This is a genomic window from Methanomassiliicoccales archaeon, assembly GCA_029907465.1.
In the GTDB taxonomy this organism is placed as follows: Archaea; Thermoplasmatota; Thermoplasmata; order Methanomassiliicoccales; family JACIVX01; genus JACIVX01.
This window is the reverse complement of the sequence record JARYLV010000001.1, coordinates 116,882-134,080: the sequence shown is the minus strand read 5'-3', so window position 1 is coordinate 134,080 and position 17,199 is coordinate 116,882. Positions and strand designations below refer to the sequence as shown.

General features: G+C 44.4%; 16 protein-coding genes and 1 tRNA gene. 12 read left to right on the top strand and 5 right to left on the bottom strand.

The features are described from left to right. The first annotated feature begins 970 nt into the window (after nucleotides 1–970). Nucleotides 971–1,135 (top strand): hypothetical protein, encoded by a 165-nt coding sequence (locus QHH00_00595; GenBank protein MDH7507882.1) that lies wholly within the window; start codon nucleotides 971–973, stop codon nucleotides 1,133–1,135. A 70-nt stretch (nucleotides 1,136–1,205) separates the two neighbouring features. Here the strand turns inward: QHH00_00595 and QHH00_00590 are convergent, their stop codons facing one another. Next, nucleotides 1,206–2,171 (bottom strand): phosphate uptake regulator PhoU, encoded by a 966-nt coding sequence (locus tag QHH00_00590; GenBank protein ID MDH7507881.1) that lies wholly within the window; start codon nucleotides 2,169–2,171, stop codon nucleotides 1,206–1,208. 336 nt (nucleotides 2,172–2,507) lie between these two features. On the opposite strand from QHH00_00590, the gene QHH00_00585 reads away from it, so the two are divergent. The 6 genes from QHH00_00585 to QHH00_00560 all read left to right on the top strand — a co-directional run bounded on the left by QHH00_00585 (nucleotide 2,508) and on the right by QHH00_00560 (nucleotide 8,772). Further along, nucleotides 2,508–3,407, top strand: a complete 900-nt coding sequence (locus QHH00_00585) for a PstS family phosphate ABC transporter substrate-binding protein (protein MDH7507880.1) — start codon at nucleotides 2,508–2,510, stop codon at nucleotides 3,405–3,407. 57 nt (nucleotides 3,408–3,464) lie between these two features. Beyond that, a complete protein-coding gene (gene pstC, locus QHH00_00580; protein ID MDH7507879.1) occupies nucleotides 3,465–4,424 on the top strand; it encodes a phosphate ABC transporter permease subunit PstC in 960 nt (319 codons plus the stop codon). Next, nucleotides 4,421–5,272, top strand: coding sequence for a phosphate ABC transporter permease PstA (pstA, locus tag QHH00_00575; GenBank protein MDH7507878.1), 852 nt, complete (start codon nucleotides 4,421–4,423; stop codon nucleotides 5,270–5,272). The genes pstC and pstA overlap by 4 nt, the downstream gene beginning before the upstream one ends. Nucleotides 5,273–5,274: 2 nt before the next feature. Further along, on the top strand, nucleotides 5,275–6,030 hold the full coding sequence (pstB, locus tag QHH00_00570) for a phosphate ABC transporter ATP-binding protein PstB (protein MDH7507877.1): 756 nt from the start codon (nucleotides 5,275–5,277) through the stop codon (nucleotides 6,028–6,030). Between the two features lies 1 nt (nucleotide 6,031). Further along, nucleotides 6,032–6,706: a phosphate signaling complex protein PhoU gene (phoU, locus tag QHH00_00565; GenBank protein ID MDH7507876.1), complete on the top strand. Its 675-nt coding sequence runs from the start codon at nucleotides 6,032–6,034 to the stop codon at nucleotides 6,704–6,706. A gap of 470 nt (nucleotides 6,707–7,176) precedes the next feature. Continuing rightward, on the top strand, nucleotides 7,177–8,772 hold the full coding sequence (locus QHH00_00560) for a PAS domain S-box protein (protein ID MDH7507875.1): 1,596 nt from the start codon (nucleotides 7,177–7,179) through the stop codon (nucleotides 8,770–8,772). Nucleotides 8,773–9,253: 481 nt separating this feature from the next. On the opposite strand, the gene QHH00_00555 is transcribed toward QHH00_00560, so the two are convergent. From QHH00_00555 to QHH00_00545, 3 genes are all read right to left on the bottom strand, one after another. Further along, nucleotides 9,254–9,460: a DUF6485 family protein gene (locus tag QHH00_00555; protein MDH7507874.1), complete on the bottom strand. Its 207-nt coding sequence runs from the start codon at nucleotides 9,458–9,460 to the stop codon at nucleotides 9,254–9,256. A 4-nt stretch (nucleotides 9,461–9,464) separates the two neighbouring features. Further along, on the bottom strand, nucleotides 9,465–9,641 hold the full coding sequence (locus QHH00_00550) for a hypothetical protein (protein MDH7507873.1): 177 nt from the start codon (nucleotides 9,639–9,641) through the stop codon (nucleotides 9,465–9,467). A gap of 530 nt (nucleotides 9,642–10,171) precedes the next feature. Then, nucleotides 10,172–10,666, bottom strand: a complete 495-nt coding sequence (locus tag QHH00_00545; protein MDH7507872.1) for an AmiS/UreI family transporter — start codon at nucleotides 10,664–10,666, stop codon at nucleotides 10,172–10,174. 1,169 nt (nucleotides 10,667–11,835) lie between these two features. On the opposite strand from QHH00_00545, the gene QHH00_00540 reads away from it, so the two are divergent. Beyond that, the gene (locus tag QHH00_00540; GenBank protein ID MDH7507871.1) at nucleotides 11,836–12,891 is read left to right on the top strand and encodes a Clp1/GlmU family protein; all 1,056 of its coding nucleotides are present in this window, start codon (nucleotides 11,836–11,838) and stop codon (nucleotides 12,889–12,891) included. Nucleotides 12,892–13,586: 695 nt separating this feature from the next. On the opposite strand, the gene QHH00_00535 is transcribed toward QHH00_00540, so the two are convergent. Then, nucleotides 13,587–13,660, bottom strand: a tRNA-Pro gene (locus QHH00_00535). Nucleotides 13,661–13,860: 200 nt separating this feature from the next. Between QHH00_00535 and QHH00_00530 the strand changes: the two genes are divergently transcribed. From QHH00_00530 to QHH00_00515, 4 genes are read left to right on the top strand one after another with little or no spacing between them, the layout of a single operon-like run. Beyond that, nucleotides 13,861–14,544 carry a helix-turn-helix domain-containing protein gene (locus QHH00_00530; protein ID MDH7507870.1) on the top strand — a complete coding sequence of 228 codons (684 nt, stop codon included), beginning with the start codon at nucleotides 13,861–13,863 and terminating at the stop codon, nucleotides 14,542–14,544. A gap of 19 nt (nucleotides 14,545–14,563) precedes the next feature. Next, nucleotides 14,564–15,622, top strand: a complete 1,059-nt coding sequence (locus QHH00_00525) for a hydroxymethylglutaryl-CoA synthase (GenBank protein MDH7507869.1) — start codon at nucleotides 14,564–14,566, stop codon at nucleotides 15,620–15,622. After that, entirely contained in the window at nucleotides 15,619–16,785 is a 1,167-nt protein-coding gene (locus QHH00_00520; protein ID MDH7507868.1) for a thiolase domain-containing protein, read from the top strand. Before QHH00_00525 ends, QHH00_00520 begins: the two co-directional genes overlap by 4 nt. After that, nucleotides 16,786–17,190: a Zn-ribbon domain-containing OB-fold protein gene (locus QHH00_00515; GenBank protein MDH7507867.1), complete on the top strand. Its 405-nt coding sequence runs from the start codon at nucleotides 16,786–16,788 to the stop codon at nucleotides 17,188–17,190. It abuts the gene before it with no gap. The last annotated feature ends 9 nt before the right edge of the window (nucleotides 17,191–17,199 follow it).

Genomic DNA, 17,199 nt, shown 5'->3' with positions numbered 1-17,199 from the left:
ATTTTCTAATGGTAATTTAAGCTATCAGGCCGGAGCCAATTTGTGATTGATAATAAGCCGTTTTCCGATCGGTTTAGTGCGCATTTCTTCACTTGCCGTATTGCATCCGATGATGAGTGAATTTCTGGCATACCTTATTTCCACATCAGGGATAGAACCTCCTGAACTTCTCATTCAAAGCACCACAAATGTGCACCGTTCTAGCACTTCTTCCTCCATTGTATATCCGCAAATACTGCATATGCAGATGCTCCGGAGCTCACATCTTTCCAACTCTCCATCGGCTGTTCTGCATTTTGATACATGCTACTGTATTTCTTCCGCAGAAAAGGCCTAGTGAGCCCTCCTCTGAGGAGCCTCCTCTTCCTGGTATTTTGCCTTTATATTAAAACGGATTACATCTCCTTAATTTCGGAGTTCTCGCCGTTAATATCCGCTTAGAGGCTATCCTCAGCCTTGCAAATTAGCCCGAGTACTTGGAAATGATTTATGGCATGTTAATGTTATTGCTCCGCTGTTAATCGCTTTAAACAACCTCGCTGCTTTTTAATAATCCTTCTTTTTCTATCATCTTTGCCAATATTGTGTAATTCCATTAAACTCGACTCTTTTGCAAAGACAGTTATGCGCTCTCTTCAATCATTTTTCTCGTAAAATGACACTCTTTTTTTATTTTTCATATATATTTTTATTATAAAAATTTATACCATTAGCACGTTTCTTTTTATTTTTTCTACAATGATTCGAGAAAAATTGATAGTAAATAGAAAAAAGGGGAATAGGGGGGAAACAGATATAGTTGACAGATGGGATGGAAAAATCAATGAATTGCTAGAGGAAGACAATGGCCTGTCATTAAATGGTAGTAAGACAATTGAACGTAAATTAGTCAACAACCAGGAAAAGAGTAATGAATTCGTCCAGTAGATAGATCATAGAAAAGTTCACCATCGTTGTCGATCTTTCGAGATTGCCCGAAGTAGCAGAGAAACTCTATGTGGTCAGAGAAGCGAAACCTGCTACGACCGTGTTGGAAGATCAAGCGAAGGTGCTAAAATTTGGACTGAAAACAGAATGGGACTCGCCAAACTTGTCCTGGAGAAAATCGGCACTATTGATGGCGTCGTCAAAATAAGCCTTCAGATCATTTTAGCTGGGTCGAGTATATGAAGAAGCTGAACCCATCTATATGTTTTCAGAACGTTTTACCCGGATTTCCTCATCGCACCATTGATCGCAATCTCAGCGATGTCCATAGAATACATAATAGTCCTTGTAATACTGTCTATAACAGTTGTTTTTGCGACTAACTCAACCGGTTGTGATGAAGCAATATTAGCGCGCATTTTTTCACAGAGTTCAACGAGTTCATTCCCTCTGTCAATTACATCATTTGCTTTCTCAGTATCTTTGAGGAACAGAGCCTCGATCGCTCTATCGAAAATCTTCACAGCGGCGTCGCCTGACCTCGTTATTTCCGAATTCTCTCTATTTGTTGTGTTCGACTCAGCAAGTAGAAGGGCATTTCTTGCGATCTTTTCAGCATGATCCCCTATTCTTTCGATACCTCGAGCCGAGATTGTATAGTCCAATCCGTCGTATACATCGATGTCCATTTTCTCAGCGAAATAGCGATCTCTAAGGATCAGATTGTACTGTTTAATGACCATCCAATATAGCCTATCGATTTCTGTATCACGATCAATAACGTCTCTCGCAAGATCTGTATCGCCTCTCTCAAAGGACAACATTGCGTCGACATGCATCGACTTCGCGATGAGGTGCATGCGTCTTACACATTTTTGCTGAGGTAACTCCATTGGATCGGATAGATCATGCAATACTACTGAATTGCTCGTTTCTTCGATGACCTCGGGACCAATGACCATCTTTGAAAAATCTTTCACCGCTCTCTTAAGATCTAAATCAAATCGATCCTTCGCTCTCACTTCGATGATATCGTACCCAGCCAGGTACGTCGCGATGAGCTTTCTAGTGAGATGTTCTCTCGATTCATTACTAATCTGGAGGATCTTCTTTGTGGATTCCTCTTCCCTTTGTGTGGCTGGGCAGATATGCAATGTACCGTCGTTCATCACGCGAACGATCACAGGATCGCCTGGTTTTAGACGATGTTCGGAGACCCAAATCTTTGGAAGGGAGATTGTCATTGTGGAGACACCGGTTTTCTGAATTTTTCTCATGTTCATTTTCATCAATCCTGCTGATATGATCTACAAAGCGAAATAATCTCTTTGACGGTATACGTATCGAATAGAGTTTCATGTCCGATATATATATCTATATATTATACGAGCCGGAATATATTCTAATTCTGAAAAATACATAAAAGCTCATAATGTTACGAAATTCCGTGGAGCTGTGTTGCGGCTTCAATATAGAACAAGAAGCGTGTTGTTTGATGCATGGATCGGACAAACTTTCCCTGAGGATTTCTAGTAATATGGACAACGCCGCACACGATGAAACACTAGGAAGTGATACGAATGGTTAGGAAAGGATTGATTGTAATTGGAATAGTTTTGATCGTTATCATTGGCGGATTGGCTGCCGTCCTTATCATGGGCGGTGGCGAGAAGCCTGTAACGATCAAACAGAAAGGATCGGATACAATGCTTGAATTGTGCCAGGTATGGGCAGAACGTTTCCATGAAGATCATAAGAGTATTTCGGTTATCGTGTCAGGAGGGGGAAGTGGTACGGGTATCACGGCATTGATATCGAAAAATATCGATGTCGCACAAGCATCAAGGCAAATCAAGCAGAGCGAAATAGATCAGGCAATTGCAGCTGGGGTAACACCTGTTGAATTTAGGGTCGCCATCGATGGCATCGCGATCATCGTCCACCCGTCAAATCCAATAACGAATTTGACTTTAGATCAGTTGCGTGGGATATTCAATGGTACGTACACGAACTGGAAACAGATCGGAGGGCATGATCGAGCGATTGTGGCTTATGGAAGACAGAGCACTTCCGGGACCTATGCTTTCTTCCAGGAACACGTGCTTAAGAATGAGGATTACAGAACAGATATGCAACAATTGACGGGCAACTCAGCGATAGTTACCGCGGTGTCAAATGACGTGGGTGGAATAGGATATGTAGGAATCGGTTACGCCGAAAAAGCCTCAGGAATCAAATTGCTCGAACTCAGGAATAATGAATCATCGCAAGCATATTCCCCACTAAATAAGAATGCGGTTCTTTCTGGAGAATATATCCTGTCAAGATATCTGTATTTGTATACAAATGGTGCACCGACTGGCGCGTTGAAAGAATATATCTCATGGATTCTCACTGATGGCCAACCAATCGCTGAAGAAATTGGATTCTACGCTTTACCCGCTGAGGTAGTTACGGAGGAATTAGCTAAGCTAGGTTGAGCGAGGAGGAATCGGATCTTCTCGGACTCTTAGGGCTTGTAGCGAGGGTGAAACAGGATGACTATGAAGATCGCAATTGGAATCCGAAGCTCTTTGAAAGGATTGAAACAGCGGCTGATTTCAAGGCATCGCAGTGAAATGTACAATAAGAAGGAATACGCGATCAAGGCGATTCTTTTTGTTGTCACACTCACGACAATATTCACCCTCAGTGCCGTCTTTTTCTTCATTTTCTCTGAAGCACTTCCGGCGTTTGACGAAATCGGTGTCATCGAATTCATCACAGGGCCAGTGTGGAACCCAACATCACCAACGAATCCCGCTTATGGGATCTTGCCACTTCTTTGTGGTACATTTCTTGTCAGTCTCGGGGCGTCGGTAATTGCGATACCAATAGGCATCGGCTGTACGATCTATCTCGCTGAGATCGCGCATCCGAAAATCAGATCTCTTCTGAAACCTGCTATAGAAATACTCGCGGGGATTCCATCGGTAGTATACGGATTCTTTGCGCTTGTTATTCTCTCGGATTGGATCTATGCGATCTTCCACAATACGTATCGCCTTAACGCACTCAACGGTGCAATCATGCTTGCGGTGATGATGATACCGATCATGGTGAGTCTTGCCGAAGACGCGATGAATTCCGTCCCCAAGGAATTAAGAGAAGCTGCCTATGCGCTAGGTGCAACAAGATGGGAGACACTGAAGGGCATCATCATCCCGGCATCACTTTCTGGCATCACTGCCGCGATCATGCTTTCGATTGGAAGGGCGGTCGGAGAGACGATGACCGTCCTCATGGCATGCGGTAACACTCCGATCATTACCTGGGATATGCTCTCATCCGTCGAGACTATGACTGCGGCAATTGCGATTGAAATGGGAGAGATCAATTTTGGAAGTCTGCATTATCATGCACTTTTCGCAGTTGGTGCCGTCCTTTTCGTTATCACCTTCGCGATTAATTTCGTCGCAGACCTCGTCCTTTCAAAATTCACGGAGGTTTATCATTGAACAGACGGACGAAAGAAAAAACATATTTCCTCTTTTTTAGGTTCTGTGGTGCTATCGTCGTCCTCGCCCTCCTCGTCCTTTTAACGTATATCATCTTAGGCGGGATTAGAAGTGTCAACATCGATTTCATTACGCAATTTCCAAAGCAGGGAATGAGTGAAGGAGGAATCTTACCTGCAATCGTAGGAACATTTTATCTTTGTACGATCGTTCTCGCTTTCTCCGTTCCAGTTGGGGTGCTTTCCGCAATCTATCTTGTTGAATACGAAAAGAATTCGACGGTCAAAAAAATTTGGAGAATCGTCGTTCATAATCTTGCAGGCGTCCCATCGATCGTGTACGGTCTGCTTGGTCTTGGGCTTTTCGTTATGGCATTGGATTTTGGATTCAGTCTCATCGCTGCTGGACTCACCGTCGGCCTACTCGTACTTCCTATAATCATCGCAGCTGCAAGAGAGGCAATTCTTGCAGTTCCAGAATCCGTAAGGGAAGCATCTCTTGCACTGGGCGCCACCAAATGGCAGACTATCAGACATCATGTGCTCCCGTATGCGATGTCAGGCATTCTAACAGGGATTATACTCTCCCTTTCTAGGGCCGCCGGAGAAACTGCCCCGATCCTTATGACTGGAGCGGCATATTTCATGAGAAGTCTCCCCGACTCTATTTTTTCGCAATTCATGGCATTACCTTTTCATCTCTATGCGATGGCGACGCAGTCCTCTGATCTTATAGCGACGAGGCCGATTCAGTACGGTACAGCACTTGTCCTTCTTATGTTAGTCATCGGAATGAATCTCATCGCAATATTGCTGAGGAAAAAATACAGGCAAAAATATAGGTGGTAATCTTGGCACCGGAAATCTTTGTTGAGAATCTAAATGTTTTCTTTGGAAATAACCACGTGATCAAAAATATCTCTATGAAGATTAAGAAAAATGAAATAACCGCAATAATCGGCCCTTCTGGATGCGGCAAAACGACGTTCATAAGAAGTCTCAACAGGATGAACGACTTCATCCCAGGGTGCACCGTGAAGGGGCATGTCTGGATTGATGGGTTCGATATTTACCATGCGAAAGCGGATGCTGTTGAGGTGAGAAAGAAAGTTGGAATGGTTTTCCAAAAACCCAATCCTTTTCCGAAGTCGATCTACGAAAATATCGCGTTCGCACCGCGCATCCACGGCGTGAAAAGGAAAAGCGATTTAGATGCGCTCGTTGAATGGAGTCTTAAAAGAGCGGCGCTATGGGATGAGGTCAAAGATCGCCTCAATGCGCCTGCGTACGACCTCTCAGGAGGGCAGCAACAGCGACTCTGTATCGCGAGGGCGTTAGCAGTCAAACCCGAGATCATTCTTTTCGATGAGCCCTGTTCCGCCCTCGATCCTATCGCGACCGCGAAGATTGAAGATCTATTGGTCGATCTGAAAAGGGATTACACGGTGGTGATCGTGACGCATAATATGCAGCAAGCGGCGAGAGTGGCGGACACGACCGCATTCTTCTACGTGGGGGAACTTATTGAAATTGGAGAAACAAGAAAAATTTTCGAAAAGCCCGAAAAAAAGTTGACCGAGCAATATATCACAGGGAGGTTTGGTTGAGTTGACAAGGATTGTTTTGAGCGACGAGCTCGCGAAGCTCAACGAGGAAGTCGCAGAAATGGGAAAATTGGCAAGGGAAGCGATAGACAAGGCGATTAGAGCGATCGTCAACGAGGAGTTCGCTCTCAAGGATGAGGTCAAGAAACTCGATGATGCGATTTACCAATGGGATTTGAAAATTGAAAAACATTGTATTGACCTCATTGCTCTTCACTCCCCAGTCGCTAGTGATTTGAGAATCGTATCTACCTCCCTCAAAATGATTACAGACCTCAACAGGATTGGTAGGTATGCACGAGATATCGCGGAAGTGATCGACTTTCTCGAAGGGCAGAGGTATTTCAAACGACTTGTCAGTATTCCACATATGGCTTCTCTGGTGATTAGAATGGTCGACGATGCCGTTGAGAGTTTTATTAAAAGGGACGCTGATAAAGCGCTCGACCTTTTTGAGCGAGACGATGAGGTTGACGCGCTATATGAGAGTATATTCAGAGAGGTTCTCACATATATGATGGAAGACCCAAAAAAAGTGCCGATGGGCATGCGTTTCATTCTTATCGCGAGGTATCTCGAGCGCATTGCAGATCATGCGTGTAATATTGGGGAACGAGTCATTTACATGATATCAGGTGAGCGGGTTGAACGGGTAAGACATTCCCAAAAAATTATGTGATGAGACCGATGATGGCATCAGGTATCTTTAATGCGGAATGATCGTGGGTGAGATAAACAGATATGCAGGGACATTAAACAGACTTCGATAACTCATTAACACATATTTGGAAGCGCTTGCGGGCGTTAGATCTCATTATCGTATAATACTTGGAAGTATAGTTAGCTCATTTGGAACTTAACAGACTTCTTCCCAGTTGGATCATCATTTGTAATGGTTGCATCAGTGTCTCCTGATATGAGAAGGGATCACGGTTATTTTTTTATATAATAAAAAATTATTAAATGAGTCGAATTATATATAAATTCTGATCATTTAACATACTCCAGAGATCCATCATCTTTTTCTTGATTTCGTTCGCTCCTTTACGATTTTCACGACCCTCATTATCAGGAATGAGAACCTTACGGAAATTCATTAATTATTCCTTTTTTGTTCACCATTACGATTTCATAATACAGGGGCATGCTATGTTGAAGGTCCTGCTTGTCGACGACGAGCCAGCGCTCCTAGAAATAGGCAAGGCTTATCTCGAAAGAGAGGCAGATATCACAGTGACTGTTTGCGAATCACCGCGGCAGGCAATCATGGAGCTCGATCACAGTAGATTCGATGTAATTGTGTGTGATTACCAGATGCCCGAGATTGATGGTATCGAATTTCTTGAAATTGTCAGGAAAAGAAACAGCAGAATTCCGTTCATACTCTTCACGGGAAAAGGAAGGGAGGAAGTAGTTATCGATGCCCTAAATAAAGGAGCGGACTTCTATATCAAAAAGGGGGGAGATCTGGCATCGCAATTCGCGGAGCTTGTACATCTGATTCGCCAAGCAGCCATCAAACGCGATATGGAAGAAGCCTTAGAGTACAATGCGAGAAGATTTAGATCACTAATCGAGGAGTCATTTGATATCTTCATAATCATGAGTCCTATTGACACGATCAAATACATTAGCCCGTCCGTCAAAAAGATACTTGGATACGATCCCGAAGAATTGATCGGGACGAATTTGTCACAATTTCTGCACATGGATGATGTCCAAATATTTGAAAAATCGGTAGAACGATTGTCGACAAAGCCAGGGAAGATCGACCAATTCGATTTGAGATTCCGCCATAAGATTGGTGGATGGAGAGTATTTGAAGTCACTGGTAAGGGAAGCATTGATCCGAAAGGCAGAACCGAGTTCATTCTCACAGCCAGAGATGTGACGGAGTTAAGGAGAATGATGCACGCTCTCCAACAAAGCGAGAAAAGGTATAGGGATGTAACTGAGTCGTCGCCGTCTGGCATCTACATCTTCCAGGATGGTAAATTCAAATTCGTAAATCGAAGAATGATTGAATTCTTAGGTTATTCAGAGCAAGAATTGATGAACATCAATTATCTGGAACTAATCCATCCTGAACACAGAGAGTTGATGAAGACACTCACTGAGAAGGCTCTCAGAGGGGAGGTACAAGGACTGCCTTTGACTGTTGAATTTATCGTACTCAATAAAAAAGGCGAAGGGAGATGGGTCGAACTCATTCCCGCAATAATCGATTTCGAAGGGAAACCTGCTATCTTGGGCAATGTTATTGATATCACTGATCGGAAATTGATGGAAGAAGAGTTAAAAGAAAAAACGAGAGAGCTGGAAACACTGCTCGATAGCATTGATACACAGATTTGGTGTGCAATCGACCCAGAAACCTACGGGCCCGTCAATAAGGCCCGAGCAGAGTTTCTAGGAATGGCGAAAGAGGATTTAAAAGGAAAGAAAATACGGGAGGTTATCCCAGCTGAAACGGCAGAAATATGTATCCAGGGCAACAAGATTGCATTTGAGGAAAAGCGAATTTATAAGGGTGTTGAGTGGATCAGTACGAAAAAGGGGAAGCGAAAAATCGCGATAACCAAAGTACCCATCCTGGATGAGAGAGGTAATGTAAGAATGCTCGTCTGCACTGGCCATGATATCACCGAGGAGTCGCAAGGGAATATATTGAATCCAGTGTTGAAAAGAGGAAGCGTCAAGAAAAATCGAAGATTTTCAATTATAGAAGGAAAAGAAAAAAACTAGAGCTGTCTCAGAATAGAGACGAAATTCAATCTGGCCAATCGTCTTTTTTTGGATTCTTTGAGACGGGGCCAATCATTTTTTCTGTGAGAAAAAAAGAACGATTGCTTTGTAAGAAGAATTTTCGGGAGTTTACACCCCCTCTTTATACGATTGGGTTTTTCAGCATCAATCAGAAATTCTCCAATTAAGTATCATTATACCAAATCGAAGTGCCAGTTGTTTTTTTCATAATAAGTAATCAAACTCCTTTTCAACTAGATCAAAGAAATTATGTACTCTCCGATAAGAATCCGTTATGATTTATCTGGTAAATATTCGATGATTCGATGACCCCTATCTTTTTCGGGTCTTCATTACGGATATACAAATCAATGCTCAGTCGAACGATTTGCTTTCCTATTTAACGACAGTCTGCTCTCGTCTATTCCGAATTCGACTTCACAACTATCGATGAAAATGAGTTTGGTCCAAAATCGAGTGATCATTTCCTGCTGTAGCATTCAATGAAACGCTCTAGCGATCTATCGTAGGTTCGCTCCACATCCTTGGGGAAAAAACATGCGGGGAGCTCTCGATTCCTCCAGTGATATCTGATGCATTCGCAGCAAACCCCTTTTCGAACGCACGGTTCGTAAGTGCACGAACAGTGCTCTATATTCTCCTGTTGTTTGCAAATTTTATCTTTCATTCACTCACCATGCAACTCTTTCGTTAATCCTCACTTTTATTTTGCTAGCGATCTTTTCAATCTTTTCATCATAGCGCAGGAACTCTTGCGGATTTCTGCAATGTGTATATCGATTCTCTGTGGGAGACGGTTTCAATTCTTTTCCTTTGATAACAATGACTGGAATACTCTCCGATCTCATTTGAGGATTTCTTAATCCTCACAATTTCTTCCTTCATTGCCCTCTCTATCGATACTCATCAAGGGCATTAGAGACGTTTGATTCGAACGACTGTATATTGCAAGACCAGTGAGCCTTGTTGTGATCAACGACATCTGGGGCGTCGTGTGAACCTCATCATATTGTCGTATTGCTACTGTTTTCGATCTGTCGGATCTTCCTATAGCGAATCCGAGAATCCAAATCAGGGAAGACGTTGGCAAGAATTTTGTGACCTGGGCAGTCCATTTTCTCAGTATCTAGTCACTGTCCGCTCAAATGAACGATCCACCCAAGACCATCGCCACTATTCGCGCTCGCCCTGGTGTTCTACTTTGTTATAGATTTTATTGTCAAATCTCATTAAATGGGATATCACAATAAAATGATTCCATATGTATCCATCTATAGTCGACACTCAGTGAATCCGGCTCAGATGTTTTGTTCCTTCCGAATATGAATTTCAATGATTTTTCGAAGGAAACGTATTCCAAGGACTACTCTTTTTCTATTCAGAAGCCAAACCACCCAAGCAACCATCCAAGCCCGCATATCCATACGACGATTGCTGCGATCCAGGTTATGACCATTGTGAGCTTCATGAATTGTGTTCTCTGAATTCCCATGACGACCCAGAACATGAACCATGCCAGTCCCCATAGCACCCAGTTGACCCCAAGTATGTACATTCCCGCGTCCCAAACGTAGTAGGCAAACGGTATTACGTTGACGGCCACGAACAGACAGTACCATCCAAGCGTCCTATTGTCAGTTGCGCCAGTGTACCAGCTATATCCAAGGATCCAATATGTGAATGCGAAAAGCAGCACTTGCGCCATAGCTAATGGGCTGTTTAGGACTAGCCAGTTGTAGAAACCTACAGCCGTCGCTAGAAAGGCGACTAACAAGATGAAGATAGATGCACCCTTCTGATCAGCGTATCCCATAAGAACGAGCAAAGCTACTACGAGCACCCCGCCAATATATAAAGCGGGAAGCCCTAACAACAGCTCTCCCAGCAAATCACCTCCTCTCCAGTTAAATGGAGATTTTCTCCTCCTGAGCGCACAATTCTAGCCACCAAATTGTTAATAAATATATGCTTCAAATTCTCCGCTTAGAACCGGAATTTTTGAAGGGCCGATCGAGGACGAATTTGAACGGTGATGTCCCAGATCATTTCGCACTAACTAATTCTATCTTTGTGTTCAGCAATGTAGTGTTCGAACCGTGCGCAAGCATGGATACAATCTTTGGATCATCTTATAATCTTCTAGGCATCAGTTGAATATTACCTCGTCGACCTCCATCCCTTGATCTATTTATTTATCCAGTTGGAAAGATCATCGGACTCTTGAACCCATTTCCATAAATCCAGGGCAATTTGCTCTGCCTATGGTTTATAGGCACTGTTTCGCCATGACGCCCCGTTACATTCTTCAAGTCTCAATACATTGGAGCACCATAGTCAAGGGGAGAAAACCAACGACTTAAGAGATGATTGTTTGCAGGAAAAGCATGACCTCGATATGCGTAATAGGGCTTCCTCAATCCTTCTACACTCTTAACGATGTGGGCTAAATATAATCCAATAGCTCTTCAATCGCCGAAGGGGAGGAAAACAACCCAATTGAGCATAGAGTTCTGAGCTCGCGATCGTGTTTTTGGCTCCAAGCAACGAATGTCCTCTCAACTCGACGATATAGTGAGGATAATGAAGTGGTGGCGGATAAGAGTGTAAGATCTAGGCAGGTAATGTTCTAGACGGGTTTTTCTTTTGGAACAATGTCTTCAGAGTGATATTCTCGGATCCGTCCGACTGCTTTCTTGTGCCTGGTCTGTTCCCGGAAGAGCAGTTCTTAATTGAAGGGAATTTGAATTGACAAAGATAACTGTGAAAAACCTCGCATTTCTTTGGCCCTGATTGTAAATTCCATGAATTTGACCTTAATGAACGATATCATCGGACTCCAATGTTTCGCCACGCCTCCCATTTTTATAGAACAGCGGGAAACCAAGAGTTCGGGGTATTGCTGATGGATATCACTGGAGCTTTCCTGGAGAATGCACTAGGACATCCGCAATAGATTCAAATGAAATGAAGTCTTCTTGACTGTGAAGAACTAACATTGGATCTGGTTGACGCGCGATAACTCGATCATTAGGAGGGTCAGAAATGATTGAATTGGAATTATGTCCAGATAGTACCCTATTGGTTGATGGCCCCGCGTCAGTCTGGGTAGAAAGCGGTATTATTGAAGTGTTTGGAGCTGAAAAAAGGGCTCAATCAATGACGATTGTAAAAGAGAATAGGAGGCTCCCTTTTTACGCGATTGCTCCAGCCAAAATCAAGATGAGACTTGGCGTCGATTCGACATATACAGTCAAAGAGGGAAATACGATTCCTCGATCATGGATCGAGTGTGCTGATGCGATTATCAAAAAGACCCCCCCTTCTGTAGCAATAATCGGTGGTAATGACTCAGGAAAATCGAGTTTGGGACTTTATCTCATAAACCGTTGCATTAGAGATGGTCTTGATCCCGTATGTTTCATAGATACTGATTTAGGACAATCAGAAATAGGTCCTCCTGGCACCATTGGTTTTGTTATTCTAAGAGAACAGACAACAGATCTCCAACTGATGAGTCCTGATTGGACAATGTTCCTGGGGGTTACATCCCCTTATTCCGTTCAGAAAAAGGTCCTTTCGATGGCGGAGAAATTGTTGGAAAAGGTAAAAGAGAGAAGGGCTAGAATCATTATCATGAACACTGATGGATGGGTGGGAAATGATGAGGCACTAAATTACAAAAGATCAATAATCGGACTGCTCCCGTCACCACTTGTTATCGTTATAACAAAGGATGCAGAGCTCAACCCCTTACTCCAAAGCTTCAGTAACGATTTCATTGTTGTTGAGCCACCTTTGGATGTTAAACCTCGGAGCCCAGAAACAAGAAGAAGGCTAAGAGAGCTCATTTTTGCAAAGTATCTGAAAGAGGGACGCATAAGGGTATTTCGTAACGACAGGGTGGTTTTCGGAAAAGATTGGCAAAATAGCATGGGTCGATTAATCGGACTCTTAGGAACTGATGGAAAACTACTCGGCATTGGCGTCGTTGTCGGAATCGATGTTAAAAATGGAGTTTTAAAAGTGTTCACACCAGTTGATGAAAAAGTTGCAAGGGTTGTCATTGGTGGAATCAGGATTGAAAGAAACGGAAGGTAAATAATGGACGACGGATCACTCGAGTTTGATTATATGATTTCGCCACGTTTATTGTCGTCGGGATGAAAACGAATTGTATTGTCAATTGGGAATCCGACGATGTTGACCCGAGGTGAAATTGGAGCTCTCGATAAGAGACTCTGGAAACACCGCAATTATCATCTTTATTTTCGTCGTTCTTTTGTCGTCGAATTGAAATGATTCTTGAAATTACACCATATGCAACCGATCTTTTTTTCGGGGGTTGAATTTCAACCAAGTTTCTCCAAACCGGAGTAAAAAGTCCGACTGCTGATTGGTGAATCCGTTACACCATGTTTAACAGTAATCTCAAATTCAATTCGTCTTTCAGATGAATAAATGACTCTTAAATGAGAATCCTGTGGAAAGATCCCACCGTCTTTTGGACAATCCATTCACCTATACAATAATAACTTTTTCTTGATTACATGGACAGGCCTTTTCAAGGCAAAGGAACTGCAGGATGCCTAGATAGGGTATGTGTGCTCCCTTGTTCAGACTAAAAAAGAATTTTCCAAGAATTCAATCTAAAAATTTCAAACTTGATTGTTCAAACCTGTTAGATTAAGAACTCACGGGAAACTCAAAGCCATTTAAAGGTACTTGTACTTTGGGTACTCATCTTGTCGTTAGGCAATCTTCCAAGAGACATTGCCTGCTTGATACTACAATAGTGGGGCTGCCCGGATTTGAACCGGAATCTATAGCTCCCGAAGCTACAAGGATAGCCAAGTTACCCCACAGCCCCGTGAGAAACGGGTCAGAATATGCAACTCAGATAAATATTATTCCTTTTTCCCTTGTGCTCGATAACCGTGACTTGAGCTCTTCATTGATAATCTATTTTACCACGAAACCGGTGACGCCGATTCCCGATGCGTTGATTTTATAATCTGTCGTATTCGTCATTCGACAAATATTAAATACTGCATTGCTTTACAACCCTTTATGAAGGAGCAGTTAAGGGAAAAGATCGCTGGGGATATCACCCTTTCATCGGATGTGGGTAAAACGATTAGGAAATGGAGGGAGGAGTTCAACATCTCCCAGCAAGCCCTCGCCAAGCATCTTGGAATCTCCCCATCGGTCATTAGCGATTATGAATCTGGAAGGAGGAAGTCTCCTGGTATCGTCATCATCAGAAAGATCGTCGACGGTCTTATTGAACTTGACGAAAAGACTGGTGGTAAGACGATTAAGAAATACACTTTCGGTGAAAAGACTGACTGCATCATCAGCATGAAAGAATTTGAGACGAGTATGCCAGTGGAGAACTTCATCAAGGTCATCGATGGCGAAAATTTGACCAAAGGTCTTCCCTTAGTTAGGGATATTCACGGTTATACCGTCATCGATTCGATGAAGGCGATCATTTCTCTCAGCTCATTCGATTATCTCAAGATTTATGGATGGAGTAGCGAGAGGGCGCTTATTTTTACGGGTGTTAAATACGGAAGATCTCCTATGATCGCTGTCAGGGCTCACCCTCTCAAGCCAGCTATGGTCTGTTATCACAAGCCTGAACATGTGGATGAGCTTGCGATCAGACTCGCGGCTCTCGAGGGTATTCCGCTCATTAGAACAGATCTGCCGATGCAAGTTCTTGTCGAGAGACTCGAGCGTCTCAGGTAAACTTAAGGTGGTGTTTGAAATGGATGTTGGCATTGTAAGCTATGGTGCATATGTTCCAAGATATAGAATAACACCCCAGGAGATCGGTAGAGTCTGGGGTGTTGATGGCGAGATGATGAGCCGCAACCTCCTCATCTTTAGTAAGTCTGTTCCTGGTCCCGACGAGGATACGATCACGATCGCGGTTGAAGCAGCGAGGAACATGATGAAACGGGTTTCGATTAATCCGAAAGAGATCGGTGCCATTTTTGTCGGTTCAGAATCACATCCCTATGCTGTCAAGCCAACAGGGACGGTTGTGGCGGAAGCGATCGAAGCCTCGCCAGGACTGACTGCGGCAGACTATGAGTTTGCATGCAAAGCTGGAACCGCCGCAATACAGACGTGCATGGGGATGGTTGGAGCTGGTATGATCAAATATGGTGTCGCCATAGGTGTAGACACATCACAAGGTGCGCCGGGTGATGCGCTCGAATACGCTGCGTCTGCTGGCGGTGCGGCTTTCCTCATCGGCGCAAAGAAGATCATCGCGAAGATCAACCGCACCTATTCTTATACGACTGATACGCCTGATTTCTGGAGGCGGGAAGGACAGCCTTATCCAAGTCATGGTGGTCGTTTTACAGGTGAGCCGGCGTACTTCAAGCACATCATCAATTGTGGTAAGGAACTCATGAATCTCATGGGTTCCAAACCGGAAGACTATGACTATGCAGTTTTTCATCAACCGAATGGAAAATTCCCGGTGAGGGTTGCGAAGCAGCTTGGGTTCACAGAGGACCAGATTGAGACGGGACTGCTGACGCCATTCATCGGCAATACGTACAGTGGCTCCGTACCGCTGGGTATTGCTGCGATCCTTGATGTGGCGAAACCGCACGAACGGATCTTTGCGGTTGCGTATGGATCAGGTGCTGGTAGTGATGCTTTTGATATAACCGTCACACCAGAAATCCAGCGGTTCCGAAGGGATGCGGCACCCACGGTGAGACAACTCGTCGAGAACAAGAAATTCATTGACTATGCGACATACGCAAAATTCAAAGGAAAAATTCGCTTGGCTGGAGGGATGTCATGAGGGAAGTTGCGATTATTGGGATCGGTGATACCAAATTTGGTGAGCTCTGGGATTTATCGTTCAGAGAAATAGGAATCCAGGCGGGACTTGCAGCGGTCTATGACGCGAATCTCTCGGGCGATGAGATTGATGCGATCTATGTCGGTAATATGTCCGCAGGTCGTTATATTGAGCAGGAACATGTTGGTGCGTTAATTGCGGATTACGCTGGTATGACACGGAACCATGTCCCGGCGACAAGGGTTGAGGCGGCAGGTGCATCAGGTGGACTCGCCCTCCGGCAGGGATACCTCGCAGTTGCATCAGGGCTTCATGATATTGTGGTGGTTGGCGGTGCGGAGAAAATGACGGATGTTGGGGACCTCAAAGCGATCGACATCCAGTCATCAGCAGCTGATCAGCAGTGGGAGTGCGCATTCGGAGCGACCTTTGCCTCGCTCCATGCGATGATCGCGCGGCGGCACATGCATGAATACGGGACGACGCGGGAACAAATTGCACATGTCGCTGTCAAGAACCACAAACATGGTTCGCTCAATCCCAAGGCGCAGTTCCAGAAGGAGATATCTCTCGATACTGTCCTAAGGGCGTCGCCAGTTGCTGAACCGCTTGGTCTCTTCGATTGCGCGCCGATTTCCGATGGGGGAGCGGCTGTTGTCCTCTGTGCGATGGAAAAAGCGAGAAAGTATACGGATACTCCAATAAGAATCATGGCATCAGCTCAAGCTTCTGACACATTAGCTTTACATCACAGATCGGATATCTGCAGCTTCGAAGCAACAAAAGTCGCGGCTAGGAGGGCATTCAAGCAAGCGGGGATAGAGCCTAAGGACATTGATCTCGCGGAAGTTCACGATAACTATACAATCAGTGAAATACTGGCAATCGAAGATCTGGGATTTTTCAAAAAGGGGGAAGGAGGTAAAGCAACGATTGAGGGTGAGACGGCGATCGGTGGAAAGATCGCGATCAACACCTCGGGAGGCTTGAAGGCAAGGGGAGATCCGATTGGAGCGACGGGTGTTGCTCAGGTCGTCGAGATCGTTGCGCAATTGAGAGGAGAGGCTGGGAAACGACAGGTCAACGGCGCGGAAATTGGGTTAGCACACAACATTGGTGGGACTGGAGCAACGGCAGTTGTGCACATTTTGGGGGTGGTGTAATTGTCAACAGCGCGTTTTTGGCGTGAGAACCCGAGCCGATATAATATGACTGCAGTTCGATGTGGTGTCTGCAAGAGGATTCTGTTTCCTCCACGATCAATCTGCCCTGTGTGTCGCAGAAAGAGTGTGGGCAAGCTTGAAGAGATGAAGTTGCGCGGAGAAGGGGAAATCTATTCCTTTTCGATCGTTTACGAGGCACCATCACAACTTGACAAGATGAAGCCCTATGTGATCGCGATCGTACAGATGGACGAAGGGGTGAGAGTTACCGGCCAGATTATCGATTGCGAACCATCGGAAGTGAAAATCGGGATGCGGGTACGAAGCACCCTCAGAAAACTCGGAGAAGACGGTGAGGCAGGTATTATCCACTACGGCTACAAGTTCGCACCAATAAAATCGTAGAGCAGAATG